At 62.6% G+C, this 14,280-nt stretch carries 14 protein-coding genes; all 14 read left to right on the top strand.

Annotated elements, in window-relative coordinates; translation table 11 throughout:
• The first annotated feature begins 94 nt into the window (after positions 1 to 94).
• The gene (locus M1D43_RS10300) at positions 95 to 1,282 is read left to right on the top strand and encodes a flagellin N-terminal helical domain-containing protein (RefSeq protein ID WP_003529883.1); all 1,188 of its coding nucleotides are present in this window, start codon (positions 95 to 97) and stop codon (positions 1,280 to 1,282) included.
• Between the two features lie 321 nt (positions 1,283 to 1,603).
• Entirely contained in the window at positions 1,604 to 2,569 is a 966-nt protein-coding gene (locus tag M1D43_RS10295) for a flagellin N-terminal helical domain-containing protein (RefSeq protein ID WP_127595449.1), read from the top strand.
• A gap of 624 nt (positions 2,570 to 3,193) precedes the next feature.
• A complete protein-coding gene (locus M1D43_RS10290) occupies positions 3,194 to 3,841 on the top strand; it encodes a hypothetical protein (RefSeq protein WP_153313101.1) in 648 nt (215 codons plus the stop codon).
• Positions 3,838 to 5,022, top strand: a complete 1,185-nt coding sequence (locus tag M1D43_RS10285; RefSeq protein WP_127595443.1) for a flagellar motor protein MotB — start codon at positions 3,838 to 3,840, stop codon at positions 5,020 to 5,022. The genes M1D43_RS10290 and M1D43_RS10285 overlap by 4 nt, the downstream gene beginning before the upstream one ends.
• A gap of 3 nt (positions 5,023 to 5,025) precedes the next feature.
• Positions 5,026 to 6,330 (top strand): chemotaxis protein MotC, encoded by a 1,305-nt coding sequence (gene motC / locus M1D43_RS10280; RefSeq protein WP_153313102.1) that lies wholly within the window; start codon positions 5,026 to 5,028, stop codon positions 6,328 to 6,330.
• Positions 6,327 to 7,745 carry a flagellar hook-length control protein FliK gene (fliK, locus tag M1D43_RS10275; RefSeq protein WP_153313103.1) on the top strand — a complete coding sequence of 473 codons (1,419 nt, stop codon included), beginning with the start codon at positions 6,327 to 6,329 and terminating at the stop codon, positions 7,743 to 7,745. The genes motC and fliK overlap by 4 nt, the downstream gene beginning before the upstream one ends.
• Positions 7,696 to 8,247 (top strand): transglycosylase SLT domain-containing protein, encoded by a 552-nt coding sequence (locus M1D43_RS10270; RefSeq protein ID WP_192923389.1) that lies wholly within the window; start codon positions 7,696 to 7,698, stop codon positions 8,245 to 8,247. The genes fliK and M1D43_RS10270 overlap by 50 nt, the downstream gene beginning before the upstream one ends.
• A 271-nt stretch (positions 8,248 to 8,518) precedes the next feature.
• Entirely contained in the window at positions 8,519 to 9,190 is a 672-nt protein-coding gene (gene rem, locus M1D43_RS10265) for a transcriptional activator Rem (protein WP_003529872.1), read from the top strand.
• Positions 9,191 to 9,280: 90 nt separating this feature from the next.
• Positions 9,281 to 10,489 (top strand): flagellar hook protein FlgE, encoded by a 1,209-nt coding sequence (locus tag M1D43_RS10260; RefSeq protein ID WP_153313105.1) that lies wholly within the window; start codon positions 9,281 to 9,283, stop codon positions 10,487 to 10,489.
• Positions 10,490 to 10,573: 84 nt separating this feature from the next.
• Complete coding sequence (flgK, locus tag M1D43_RS10255; protein ID WP_127540887.1) at positions 10,574 to 11,992, top strand: flagellar hook-associated protein FlgK; 1,419 nt, start codon at positions 10,574 to 10,576, stop codon at positions 11,990 to 11,992.
• A 2-nt stretch (positions 11,993 to 11,994) separates the two neighbouring features.
• A complete protein-coding gene (locus tag M1D43_RS10250) occupies positions 11,995 to 13,038 on the top strand; it encodes a flagellar hook-associated family protein (RefSeq protein WP_153313106.1) in 1,044 nt (347 codons plus the stop codon).
• Positions 13,039 to 13,075: 37 nt separating this feature from the next.
• On the top strand, positions 13,076 to 13,423 hold the full coding sequence (gene flaF / locus M1D43_RS10245; protein ID WP_003529863.1) for a flagellar biosynthesis regulator FlaF: 348 nt from the start codon (positions 13,076 to 13,078) through the stop codon (positions 13,421 to 13,423).
• The gene (gene flbT, locus M1D43_RS10240; protein WP_003529861.1) at positions 13,420 to 13,869 is read left to right on the top strand and encodes a flagellar biosynthesis repressor FlbT; all 450 of its coding nucleotides are present in this window, start codon (positions 13,420 to 13,422) and stop codon (positions 13,867 to 13,869) included. Before flaF ends, flbT begins: the two co-directional genes overlap by 4 nt.
• Entirely contained in the window at positions 13,860 to 14,276 is a 417-nt protein-coding gene (gene flgD, locus M1D43_RS10235; protein ID WP_003529859.1) for a flagellar hook assembly protein FlgD, read from the top strand. The genes flbT and flgD overlap by 10 nt, the downstream gene beginning before the upstream one ends.
• Positions 14,277 to 14,280 lie beyond the last annotated feature (4 nt).

The raw sequence follows: 14,280 nt of genomic DNA, 5'->3' as shown, positions 1-14,280 counted from the left end.
GACGAAGAAGGGGTTAACGGCATGATGCCTCGCGTTCGTTCCCCCGGGGCAGCCGGGATGTCCCTTTCCAACTAGCCATTCAAAGGGGCCCGTAATGACCAGCATTCTCACCAATGTTGCAGCGATGGCTGCACTCCAGACCCTGCGCGGTATCGACTCCAACATGGAGGAAACGCAGGCTCGCGTGTCCTCGGGCCTCCGCGTCGGCACGGCTTCGGATAACGCTGCCTACTGGTCGATCGCCACCACGATGCGATCGGACAACATGGCGCTTTCCGCCGTTCAGGATGCCCTGGGTCTCGGTGCGGCCAAGGTCGACACGGCCTATGCCGGGATGGAGAATGCCGTCGAGGTGGTGAAGGAAATTCGCGCCAAGCTCGTCGCTGCCACCGAAGATGGTGTCGATAAGGCCAAGATTCAGGAAGAGATCGAACAGCTCAAGCAACAGCTGACGAGCATTGCAACGGCCGCTTCCTTCAGTGGCGAGAACTGGCTCCAGGCGGATCTAACTGCGCCCGTCACGAAGAGCGTTGTCGGTTCTTTCGTCCGCGATTCCTCGGGCGTCGTGTCCGTAAAGACGATCGACTATGTTCTCGACGGCAACTCCGTCCTCTTCGATACCGTTGGCAACAACGGGATTCTGGACAAGGTTTATGATGTCTCCGAGTCAAGCGTCACGCTTTCGATCAACACCGGCGGCGTCGTATCCGAGCATACGGTGGCGGCCTACACCGTTGATGACCTCATCGCCGGCGGCGCGGTATTCCAGGGCAACTACGCCCTTGCCGGAGGTGTGAACTATGTAAAGGTTGAGGGCGTTTGGGTCGAAGCGGTTGCATCATCCGGTGCACCGGGTCAGGAAGTCGCTGCCGTGACGACCGCTGCAGCTCCCATCACCGCCGATTCCTGGGCCGTAGACACAACCGCCGGCCCGGCTGCCAGCGTACCTGCACCTGCCTCGATCGAGAATATCGACATCACCAACGCCGCGCAGGCAGCAAACCTCGACGCGCTGATCAGGGGCGTCGACGAAGCGCTCGAGGATCTGATCAGCGCCACATCGGCGCTGGGCTCGATTTCCATGCGCATCGGCATGCAGGAAGAGTTCGTATCGAAGCTCACCGACTCGATCGACTCGGGCATCGGCCGCCTTGTCGACGCCGACATGAACGAAGAATCGACCAGGCTCAAGGCACTGCAGACACAGCAGCAGCTTGCCATCCAGTCGCTGTCGATCGCCAACACCAATTCGGAAAACATCCTCCAGCTCTTCCGTCAGTAAGCGGCGCCCCGGCTAGGGGGCGGCTTCGTCCCGCTCTGAAGGAGAAAAACCCGCGGTCCTGGAAGGGGCTGCGGGTTTTCGTTTTGGTGCCGACCTTGTGCCAGGCTGACGGCTTTAAACGAATTCTTCACCTTCATTACCGATCCGTTAACGTTGTTAACTTTTTCTTAACCATTTCCGTTAATGGTTCGTTAAGAACGGCGGTCTGTCACCCAGGGCAAAAAGGTGTCAGCGCGCATGACGCCTCACCGTCGTTGCCGGCTTTCCGGAATGGTCCGATTTCCCCAACCAGGGCAGCATAGCGCCCCAGGGTGACCACCAATGACCAGCATCATGACCAACCCCGCCGCCATGGCGGCGTTGCAGACATTGCGCGCGATCAACCATAATCTCGAGACGACTCAGGGCCGCATCTCCTCCGGCTTTCGCGTGGAAACCGCGGCCGACAATGCCGCCTATTGGTCCATCGCAACCACGATGCGGTCGGACAATGCCGCGTTGTCGACGGTTCACGACGCCTTGGGCCTCGGAGCAGCCAAGGTCGATACGTTCTATTCGGCGATGGATACGGTCATCGACGTGATGACCGAGATCAAGGCCAAGCTCGTCGCGGCAAGCGAGCCGGGCGTCGACAAGGATAAGATCAACAAGGAAGTGGCCGAGCTCAAGAGCCAGTTGAACTCGGCCGCGCAGTCGGCCTCCTTCTCCGGCGAGAACTGGCTCTATAACGGTGCTTCTGCAGCACTGGGCACCAAATCGATCGTCGCCTCCTTCAACCGCAGCGCCGACGGCAGCGTTACCGTGTCGACGCTCAATTACGACACCGCCAAGTCCGTTCTGATCGACGTCACCGATCCAAGCCGCGGCATGCTAACCAAGGCGGTGAATGCGGATGCGCTTCAGTCCACGCCGACCGGCACGGCCCGCAATTACTATCTCATCGATGCAGGCGCAGCTCCCGGGGGCGCGACCGAGATCGAGATCGACAACGCAACGACCGCCGCGCAGCTGGGCGACATGATCAGCGTCGTCGACGAGCTCATCAGCCAGCTGACCGACTCCGCCGCCACGCTCGGCGCGATCACCAGCCGCATCGAGATGCAGGAAAGCTTCGTCGCCAATCTGATGGATGTGATCGACAAGGGCGTCGGGCGTCTCGTCGATGCCGACATGAACGAGGAATCGACACGGCTGAAGGCGCTGCAGACGCAGCAGCAGCTCGGCATCCAGTCACTGTCGATCGCCAACACCACCTCCGAGAACATCCTCCGCCTGTTCCAGGAATAAGGGAAGGTTTGGGCGCGTGAGGGAGAGGACAACACCCCTCCCCAACCCCTCCCCACAAGGGGGAGGGGCTTAACCTGCCGCTCCCTCGTCTCTTCTCGCCGCGCTACTGCTGGAAGAGAGGGTGAATGAACCGGACGCGGCGCGGCACACTCCTGCCCCTCCCCCCTGTGGGGAGGGGTCGGGGAGGGGTCTTGAATACGCCCCACCCCAAACCTGATTTCAAACCTTCCTTCCGCCGCGCCGCCGGTCATCGGCATGGCGGAAGCCGGTTGGACCGCGCTGTTGCCCTGGCGCGGTCCAACACCTTCATTTTCGCACAAGTTTGACCGGATAGCCTCCCTTCCGCAGTCATTCAAGCAGCGACCTTTGCGCGTCTGATGGGACGCGCGGTGCTGTAGTCCGACTGCCGGCCAAGAGGGTTTTGGCTGCCGCTTGCATCGGTGGGCTCCGCTTTTGGCGAACCGTTGCACATCGAGAATGCCGGTCCTGTCGCTGTCTCGGGCGAGGGGCCGAAGGAGACATTTAAGACGTGTCAGGCTCTATGGATTTTCGGGTGCTGGGGCAGCCTCTGCCGGTAAGGCGTGGAGCATCGACGCTGGTGACGTGCGGGCAGGAGGCGTGCCGATGAGCGCGTCGCTGTCCCGCTATCTCAAGGACTTCAGCCCGCCCAGGATCGAGCTCGCGCGGGTACCGCCGAGATATTTTCCGGACCTCGACACCGGCCTTTCGGAGAACCGTGCCGGTGCGAGGCCGGCCATGCCCGAGATCGATATCGACGCCGAGCGCCGCGAAGCCTTTGCGCAGGGACGTGCCGAGGCCAGCGCCGAACTCGCTCTCGAGCATCAGAAAGAGATCGCCGATCTCAAGGCGCGCCATGCAGAAGAGACCGAGGCCCTGAAGCAGCGCCTCGAGGAACAGGCAGCCGCCAGGATCGCCGCCGGTTTCGGCGAAATGGCGGATCGGCTGGCGCTCGCGCTCGGCGACCAGGCGGCGCGCGTCCTTGCTCCGGTCATGGACGAGGCGCTCGCCAAGCGCGCGGTCGAGAACCTGGCCGGCATGGTCCGGCACGGCCTCGCTGCCGGCGAAGGGATCGCGATTACGGTGCGGGGGCCGCTTGCGCTTTTCGAAGCATTGAAAGCCCTCTTGCCCGAAACGGCCGCGTTCCGTCACGTCGAAAGCGGTGACGTCGACCTGACCGTCGAAATAGGCGAGGCGATACTGGTGACGCGAATGGCCGCGTGGTCCGATACTGTTCGCAAGGTTCTGGCATGAACGACGAGAGCAATCACAACGGCAAGAACGAAATCATCATCGTCCGGCGTTCGGCAGACAACCACGACGGCCATCACGGCGGCGGGTGGAAGATCGCCTATGCCGACTTCATGACGGCGATGATGGCCTTCTTCCTCGTCATGTGGCTGATCAACGCCGCGAACGAGGAGACCAAGGCGGCGATCGCCGCCTATTTCAATCCGGTGCAGTTGACCGATCAGAAGCCGGCCGAGAAGGGCCTCAAGGATCCTGCCAAGGATGCGCAGGGCGAACAGACGCAGCAGCGCTCCAAGGTCGACGGCGAACAGACGAAGTCGGGCGGTTCGGCCAAGACCGGCGATCAGCTGACGGCGACCTCGGGCGAAGAGACCAAATATTCCGACGCCGACTTCTTCGAAAATCCCTACTCGGTCCTGTCCGAAATCGCCCGCGAAGTGGGTCACGAGGCGAATATCAGCGTCAAGGGCGACGGCGGCGCGGCCCAGTCCGGGCCTTCAACCGGCGCCGCCGGCGGCGAAGCCTATCGCGATCCCTTCGACCCGGACTTCTGGACCAAGCAGGTGGAGGTGAAGGACGCAGGCAACACGGCCGAAAGCGATGTGGCGTCAGCGGCAAACAGCGCCCGCGAAGCGGCTTCCGCGCCTAACGTGCCGGATAAGGCAGAGGGCGCAAAGGCCGCGGATGCACCCGAGAACCAAGCGCCGGCTGAAAATCCGCAGAAAGAAGCCGAAGCCCTTAAGGCCGAAATCGAAAAGGAGCTCGGCGGCGAGGCCGGGCGGCTCCTTGAAGGCCTGGCGGTAACCCCGGCCGAGGGCGGACTGCTGGTGACGATCAGCGAGCAGACGGATGCGCCGATGTTCGCGGTCGGCTCCGCCGTGCCGCAAAAGGAGCTGGTGCTCGCGATGGAGAAGATCGGCAGGCTGCTCGCCGAGCGCCCGGGCGCCGTGGCGGTTCGCGGCCATACCGACGGGCGGCCGTTCAAGGATGGCACCTACGACAATTGGCGCCTTTCGGCGGCACGCGCCCAGAGCGCCTATTACATGCTCGTGCGCGGCGGCCTGGATGAAGAGCGCGTGAAGCAGATCAGCGGTTTTGCCGACCGCCGGCTCCAGGTGCCGAACGATGCCTATGCGCCTGCGAACCGACGGATCGAAATCCTGCTGCAGTCGGGCCAGGGCTGAGAAATGCTGAAGCGGCTCTGCACCCTCCTTGCGGCGTCGGCACTTGCCGCTCCCCTCGCGCTTGGCCTTGCCCGCGCGAACGGGACGGAGGAGCTCACGCCCTACAAGATGATAAGGTCGCTGCAATATGTGCAGGATTCGGTGGTGCTCGGCGACCATTCGGCGATCGAGATGCAGCGCTTCATGCTCGGCGCGATCGACGAGCGGCTGAGAGCCGCCGGTCCTTCGGCGTTTCGCGATCCGCGCAATGTCGACGCGGCTCTCGTCTATGTCATGAGCGGCGGCAATCCGGCGACGCTCGACCTGTTGGCCGACCGCGACATCGAGGGCAATTTCGATTCCCGGGTAACCGATGCGCTCAGGCAATATCTGAACGGCAAGGGCCCTCTGATCGTCGAGAATCTCACCAAGGCCGCCCCGGAATACAAGAATTCCCGCATCGGTCCGTATCTGTTCCTGATCCTCGGCAACGCCATGTCGCAGCAGGATCCGATCGAGGCGATGAAACATTACGATTGGGCGCGCCTGACGGCGCCGGGCACCATAATCGAGGAGGCTGCCCTTCGCCGTTCGGTCTCGCTGGCGGCGCAGGCCGGCCTTCCGGAAAAGGGCTTTCGCTATGCGCTGAACTATGCGCGGCGATACCTGACGTCACCCTATGCAAGCCAGTTTGCCGATGTCTTCGTCGAGCTGGCGGTCGCCCATTTCGACGAGGCGGCCGATGGGCGCGTCTCGGAGATACTCTCCTTCATGGACAGCGCGCGCCAGCGCGAGGTCTATCTCAGGGTGGCGCGCCGCGCCGCGATTGCCGGCAACCAGGCCCTGGCGCGGCTGGCGTCCAGGCGCGCCGAGGAACTGGCGGGGGATGACAGTTCCCGATCGCAGGTGCTTGCGAGCTTCTACGAGGGGCTGGCGGCCGTGCCGTCCGCGGATGTCTTCTCGGCCGCCGAAGCCCTCGAAGCGATCCCCGACGAAAAGCTGTCGCCGCGCGACCGCGCTCTGCGCGAGGCGGCCAAGGCCGTTGCCGATGCGGTGGTCCGGCCACCATTGGGAGAAAGCCCGGCGCAAGCACCCGCGCCTATAGCGGAAAGACCAGCCGGGGAGCAAAGCGAGTTGGCTGCGGAGGAAAGCGGAAGCGGCATGAGCCCATTCGGCCAGCCGGTCGAGGAGTCGCCCGGCAGGACATCCGAGATGACGGCCGAAGCCGATGCCGCCGCTCCAGGCGATCCGGCTTTCGACGGCTTTCTTGCCAGCGGTCGTTCGAAGATCGATGAGATCGATGCGCTGCTGAAGGGGGAAGGACAATGAGGCCTCTTGACGAGAGTTTGCGCGCGCCCGCCGCAAGCAGGCCGGCACAGGCGCTGAGCGTTCGGGGTCAGCCGGAGGCCGAGCCCGGAGCGTTTGGCGAGGCGATCGCCGATGCAGGCCGCCGCAGGACGCAGGGGCAAGGCGGCCAGACATCTGCGGGCGAAGCGCGAAGTGAGCCCGTCGCCAACGCCTCGGCGGTGCCGAAGGTCGACGGCTTTGGCGCGGACGTTCCGGCATCCATGGCGGATGCTGCATCGCCCGACGCTCGACCCGCCTCCGAGCGCGCGATCATTACGCGGGACCAGGCGGCGAAACGATTGCAGCACGGCCACCCTGCCGGCACGACGCCTCTGTCGCTCGGCCGCGATGATGCAGGCGAGGAAACGGCCGAGCCGGTGGAACCGGCGGCAGCCCACTCGCGCGAAGCAGTGCATGCCTTGCGCGACGCCATAGACGAAGCGTCGGGTATGACGGCGACGGAAGGTGACGAGAATGCCGAGCCTGTCGGCGGGACCGTCTCCGATCTCCTGTCGATGCTTACAGGCGCCGCACCGGCGGTGGCTGCGGCTTCGCAGCCGGAAGGCAGGGCAAAGCCCGCCTCGGCGGTTCGAGACGGCTCCGACGGTCCGGCAAAGGCTGTAGGCGGCATATCTCCGGACGTGGCGGACGGCGAGCATCTGCAGGCCGGGGAGGTGACCGGCGACAGCGAGCCGGATCGGTTTTTCCGCTTCGCCCGTGCCGACGGTAAGGGGCAGGCCGTTTCCATGAGCATTTCCCGGGATGGCGAGCGGGCCGTCGTGGAGAACAGCCGATCGTCGGTCAAACCCGGAGTGGAGACCGTGACCGTCCTGGAGGCGCGCCGCTATCTCGGCCTTGCGGTCAACGAGAACGCCACGTCGGTGACGACCGCGATCGCCGGCGATAGCGGATGGGCCGAGGCATTGCAGTCGAGCGCCGCGACGACGAAGCCCGAAGCCTGGAGCCAGGCCGGCAAGACGCTCAATACGCTGAAGATCCAGATGCACCCGGTCGACCTCGGCATGGTGACGGCGACGCTGAGGCTGAAGGACGACGAGCTGCAGGTCGATCTGAAGGTCGAAACCGGTGAGGCCTTCCGCCAGTTGCGCGACGATCAGAGCGAAATGGTGAAGGCCCTGCGGGCGCAAGGATTTGCGGTCGACCAGGTGAACATCGTCTTCAACGGCGGCGGAGATTCCGCAAGTGGCGGCGGCGGACAGTCCCAGGCTCAGGCACAGCTCGGTTACGAGGGCCGCGAGCGGGCAGGTGATGATGGCCAGGGGCGTCAGCCGCGGGATGGCGGCCGGGCGGCGACGGAAAGGTGGGCGGGCAATGATGCTACGGACGATGTGCCTGACGGTGCCGAGCGTTCTCGCGCTGGCCACGTCTACATGTAGCGCCCTTGCGAGCGCAGGCGTCTGCGAACGCGAGATCGCATCCGCCGCCTCCAAATACGGCGTCCCGACCGGGATTCTCTATTCCGTCGGATTGACCGAGACGGGCCGAAAGGGATCCCTGCAGCCCTATGCGATGAACATCGAAGGCAAGGCCTATTTCGGGCAAAGCGTCCAGGATGTCCTCACGCGTTTCGGCGCGGCGCGTGCCGAGGGCGCCAAGCTCATCGATCTCGGCTGCATGCAGATCAACTACCACTTTCACGGCGAACATTTCAGCTCTCCCGAGGAGATGCTCGACCCGCGCAGGAATGTCGAATATGCGGCCCGCTTCCTGTCCGATCTGCGCGCCCGGCACGAGAGTTGGACGATGGCGGTCGCTCGCTATCACGCCGGCCCCAACAATGATCCGGCGCAGAAGAAATACGTCTGCCGCGTCATCGCAAACCTGGTCGCGACCGGCTATGGCAAGTGGACGCCGAACGCGCAGCAGTTTTGCCGATGACCGACTTGCGGTTGCATTACCGCAGCGGCTGCCTCATTGTGGCGACAATGCGGACAGATTGTGATCGCAAGCGATTTCAGCATCTCGCGTTAACTTTTCAACATCATGTTAGTGGTAAGGTTAACGATCACCTACTAGATATAGGCCAAATCGGCACGCAATTCTTAATCAACTATTAAAATCCCCCATTAACTTCCTCTAGTTGTTCCCGATTCCCGGGATTCGTACCTCTGTATCAATGTGGCATCCATACTGATTCGGAGGCGGGCGAATGATCGTGGTGGTTGATGATAGAGCTCTTGTGAAGGACGGCTACGCGTCCCTGTTCGGCCGCGAGGGCATTCCCTCGACGGGCTTCGATCCGAGGGAGTTCGGCGAGTGGGTAAGCTCCGCCGCCGATTCCGATATCGACGCTGTCGAAGCCTTCCTGATCGGGCAGGGGGAGAGCACTTTGACCCTGCCGCGCGCGATCCGGGATCGCTCCCGTGCCCCGGTCATCGCCATGAGCGACACGCCGTCGCTGGAAAACACGCTTGCGCTCTTCGACTGCGGTGTCGACGACGTGGTCCGCAAGCCGGTGCATCCGAGGGAAATCCTCGCACGCGTCGCAGCGATCCGCCGGCGTTTGACGGCCATCGCCAACTTCACGGATATCGGTCCCATCCGCGTTTTTGCCGACGGGCGCGATCCCGAGATCAACGGCGAAGTCTTCGCGCTTCCCCGTCGCGAACGACGTATTCTCGAATATCTCGTCGCCAACCGCGGGCGCCGGGTGTCCAAGTCGCAGATATTCAACGCGATCTACGGCATCTTCGACGAGGACGTCGAAGAGAATGTCGTCGAAAGCCACATCAGCAAGCTGCGCAAGAAACTGCGCAAGAAGCTCGGCTTCGACCCGATCGATTCCAAGCGTTTCCTTGGCTACTGCATCGACTGGAATTGAGCGCTGAAGGGCAGGGCGAGGATAGCTCAAGACAGGTTCACGCAAGGCCCGGTCTCTAGTGTCGCCGCAACAAGGAAATGAGGATCCGATATGAGTCTCTACGGTACCATGAGAACGGGCGTGTCCGGCATGAACGCCCAGTCCAACCGGCTCAGCACAGTCGCCGAGAATATCGCGAACGCCAACACCACGGGCTACAAGCGCGCATCGACGGAATTCTCATCGATGATCCTGCCGTCGGGCAACGGATCCTATAATTCCGGCGGCGTGCAGACGGAGGTGCGCTACAGCATCTCGCAGCAGGGCGCGACGACCTTCACCACCTCGGCCAGCGACCTGGCGATCGACGGCGGCGGCTTCTTCATCGTCGAAGGCGCCAATGGCCAGGAATATCTGACCCGCGCCGGCTCCTTCGTTCCGGACAGCGAAGGCAATCTGGTCAATGCCGCCGGCTTCACGCTGATGGGCTACGAATACGAGGCCGGCGTCGACCCGACGGTCGTCGTCAACGGTTTCGATGGCCTGACCAGGGTCAATCTCGCTTCGGATGGGCTTATCGCGACCGGTTCGACCAAGGGCTCCATGGGCGCGAACCTGCCCTCGGGTGCTGCCGTGGGCGATGTTTCCACCACTTCGCTCGTCGTCTATGACAGCCAGGGCAATACCCGCATTCTGGATTTCAACTACGAGAAAACTGGCGCGAATGCGTGGTCCGTCGAGGTGGTCGACCGGACGTCGTCAACGGTCCTCGGTACACAGACGCTGAATTTCAACGCGGACGGATCCCTTACCGCGACCCCTGCCACATTGACGACATCGGCGATGACGGCCCTTCCCGGCACCGGCGCGAACCTCTCGGCCCTCACTATCGATCTGACGAAGACGACGCAGCTCGGCTACGCCTTCAATGCCGACGGCGGCAATATCGACGGCAATGCGCCGAGCAAGGTTGCCGGTTACCAGATCGACTCCGACGGCATCGTCTATGTCAAATACGAGAACGGCAAGCTCGATCCGCGCTATCGCATCGCGCTCGCCAATGTCCAGAGCCCGGACAAGCTGAAGCCGGAATCCGGTAACGTCTATTCGCAGGGCGTCGACTCCGGCGTCATCATCACCGGCTTCGCCGGCTCGGGCGATTTCGGCGAAATCCTCTCCGGCGCGCTCGAAAGCTCGAATGTCGATATCGCCGAGGAACTGACGGCGATGATCGAGTCGCAGCGCAACTACACGGCAAACTCCAAGGTCTTCCAGACCGGTTCGGAACTGCTCGAAGTTCTCGTCAATCTGAAGCGGTAATTCCAACTTCGAAACTACGCACTTCCGGACGTAAGGCCCATTACGGGCTCTTCCCGGGAGTGCTCTGAGAAAACGGTCCCCGGCATGTCGCTGTCTTCTGCAATCGCCATTGCGCAATCCGCGTTCAGCACCACGGCGCAACAAACCGCCACGGTCTCGAAGAACATTGCCAATTCCGGCAATGCGGACTACTCGCGCCGCATGGCGATGCTCGGGACCACCCCGGGCGGCGCCCAGGTCGTATCGATCTATCGGGCGCAGAACGAGGCGCTCCTCAAGCAGAACCTGATCGGCATCTCGCAGTCCTCCGCGCAGAGCAGCCTCCTGTCCGGGCTTGAGATCATGAAATCGGCGCTCGGCGGCAATGACTACGAGTCGTCGCCCTCCACCTATCTCTCGGCCTTCCGCAACAGCCTGCAGACTTTCGCGTCGACGCCCGGCAATGCGACGATCGCCGCCACCGTGGTGTCGGATGCATCGGATCTTGCCAACTCGATCAGCAAGACGTCGGCCGCCGTTCAGGACCTTCGTCTCGACTCGGACAAGAAAATCGCCGAGGAGGTCGCCAATCTGAACCGCCTTCTCGCGCAGTTCGAGACGGCGAACAATGCCGTCAGACAGGCGACGGCTGCCGGAACGGACGCGACCGCTGCGCTCGACGATCGCGACAAGATCCTGAAGCAGGTATCGGAGCTTGTCGGTATCTCCACCGTCACGCGGGCAAACAACGATACCGTCATCTACACCTCGGGCGGCACCGTTCTCTTCGAGACGCTTCCGAGAGAAGTCACGTTTGCGCCGAAGAGCGCTTACGATGCTACGGTCACCGGCAACGGCATATTCATCGACGGCGTGCCGCTCGCTGCCGGCAGCGGCGCCGATACCAGTGCCCAGGGCAAGCTCGCAGGCCTGCTTCAGCTGCGCGACGACATCGCTCCGACGTTCCAGTCGCAGCTCGACGAGATGGCGCGCGGCCTCGTCACCCTGTTCAAGGAAGGCGGCCTGCCGGGACTCTTCACCTGGTCGGGCGGAACCGTACCGGCCGCCGGCGCCGTCCAGCCGGGGCTCGCCGCGAGCCTTTCGGTCAATCCCGCGGCGAAGGCCAATCCCTTCCTCCTGCGCGACGGCGGCTTCAACGGCGTCGTTTCGAACCCGGACGGCAATGCCGGTTATACGGTCCTGCTCGACGGTTTCGTCACTGCGATGGACGGCGACATGGCGTTCGACGGCGCGACCGGGCTCGACGCCACGAGCTCGATCATGGAATTCGCCGCGTCTTCCATCGGCTGGTTCGAGCAGATACGCAGCGGCGCCTCCACGGCCGATGACAACAAGGCGGCGTTGCTGGCGCGCACGCAGGAGGCGCTCGGCAGCGTGACCGGGGTGAGCATCGACGAGGAACTGTCGCTGCTTCTCGACCTGGAGCAGTCCTACAAGGCCTCGGCCAAGTTGATCAGCACCGTCGACGCCATGATGGCGTCGCTTCTCGAAGCCGTGAGGTAATCATGAAGACGTCCTTCGTTTCGAACCTGGCCGTTCAGAACGCCATGCGGCTGACCATCCAGCAGGGGCAGGCTGAACTTCTGAAGCTGCAGACGGAGGTGACGACCGGCCGCCACGCCGATGTCGGGCTGGCGCTCGGTTCCTCGGCGGCGCGGTCCGTGAGCCTGCAGCGCGAGCTCGCGCGGCTCGGTACGCTCGTCGATACCAATTCCGTCGTCACCCAGCGGCTTGCCGCCTCGCAATCTGCCCTCTCCGCGATGGCCGAAGCGGCGCAGCAGGTGCGCAACACCCTCGTCACCTTCAAGGGCAATGATGCCGCCGATCAGCTCGCGATCCAGAAGACCGAAATACAGAGCGCCATGTCGGCCTTTTCGTCGGCGGCGAACCTGTCCTTCAACGGCGAATTTCTCTTCGCCGGCATCAACACCGATGTGAGACCCCTCGAGGACTATAATGCTGCGGCGAAGTCGACCTTCGACACCGCGCTCGCCACCTACATGTCGGCGAACGGCATTGCCTCCATGAGCGATTTCACGAAGGCGGAGATGGAGGACTTCATCACCAACACGCTCGAGCCGCTTTATGCAAGCGATGCGCAATGGGCTGCCGATTGGTCCAAGGCATCGAGCCAGAACATGACGAGCCGCATCAGCACGACGGAAGTGGTGCAGAGCTCCACCAATGCGACGACGGAAGGCTTCCGGAAATTCGCTCTCGCCAGCGTGATCGCGCTGGAACTGATGGACGAAAATGTCAGCTCCGAGGTCCGTGCCTATATCGGCGAGGCCGCGCTCGGCTATGTCGAGCAGGCCAATACGCAGATCACGGCGGAGCGCAGCACTCTCGGTATTTCCGAAGCGCGCGTGAAAAAGGCGAATACCTCCCTTCAAGCCCAGATCAAGCTGATCAACACACATATTACCGATCTCGAAGGCGTCGACACCTACGAGGCTTCGACACGGATGAACACGCTGCTGACGCAAGTAGAGACCTCCTACACACTGACGGCGCGGATCCAGCGGTTGAGTTTGATAGACTTCCTCTAATGACTAGAGGATGCGGACAAGCATGAGGGATGTCTGAATGTATCAGTTTGCATACGCCGAGATCATGGAGGAAGGCGTAGCCGTTTCCAAGGATCGGGAGAAGCAGGTTCTCGATCGTTCCATCGCGCTCTTGCAGGCGGCGAAGGAAAAGGACGGATACACCCGGGAAGCGATCGAAGCGGTCTACTTCACCCGGCGTCTCTGGATCCGTTTCATCGAAGATCTGCGCGCGCCGGATAACCAGCTCAACGAAGAGCTGCGCGCCAACCTCATCTCGATCGGAATCTGGATTCTGAACGAGACGGAGAAGATCCGCAAACGCGAGTCTTCCAACTTCCAGGGCATAATCGACATAACCACCATCATCAGGGATGGACTGAAATGAAGAGCACACTGCGTATTTCGCTGAAATCGGGCGAAAGGATCTTTGTAAACGGCGCAGTGCTGCGCGTCGACCGCAAGGTCGCGATCGAATTCCTGAACGACGTGACCTTCCTCCTGGAAAACCACGTCCTGCAGCCCGAAGATGCGACGACACCGCTGCGGCAGCTCTATTTCATCGCCCAGATGATCCTGATCAATCCGGAAGGCGCGGACCAGTCGACCGCGATGTTCCGCAAGTCGATCGTGATGCTGCTCAACTGCTTCAAGCACGACGAGGTGCTGGCGGAACTCAAGCGCATCGACGGGCTGGTCACGCAGGGCCGGGCCTTCGAGGCGCTGAAGGCGATCCGGGGGCTTTATCCGATCGAGGACCAGATACTCAACGCGCAGGAACTGACGCCTGCGACGGTGGAACAGATACGCAAGGAGATCGCGCCATGGCGGTAAGCGGCGTAAACAACACGTCCAACAGCTACACGCCCACGGTTTCCGCCACGGACTCGGCGGGCGACGCCAGCGCGGCGACGCTCAACTACGAGAGCTTCCTCAAGCTGCTCGTAGCGCAGATGAAGAACCAGGATCCGACGCAGCCGATGGACGCGACGCAGCAGATCGCGCAGCTTGCGACCTTCTCGCAGGTGGAGCAGACGATCAAGACCAACAAGAACCTCGAGAGCCTGCTGCAGCGCACGGCGCTCAGCGAGGCGGACGCGGTGATCGGCAGGACCGTCACCAGCGCCGACGGCAAGACCACTGGCGTCGTCAAGGAGGTGAAACTATACTCCGATGGAATCATCGCGGTGCTCGATACGGGCAAGGAGCTCGTCATCGGTCCGGGCGTCATAATGAAGTGAGTTC

The sequence above is a fragment of the Ensifer sp. R1-3 genome, assembly GCF_056739175.1.
This window is presented reverse-complemented; position numbering and strand designations above follow the sequence as displayed.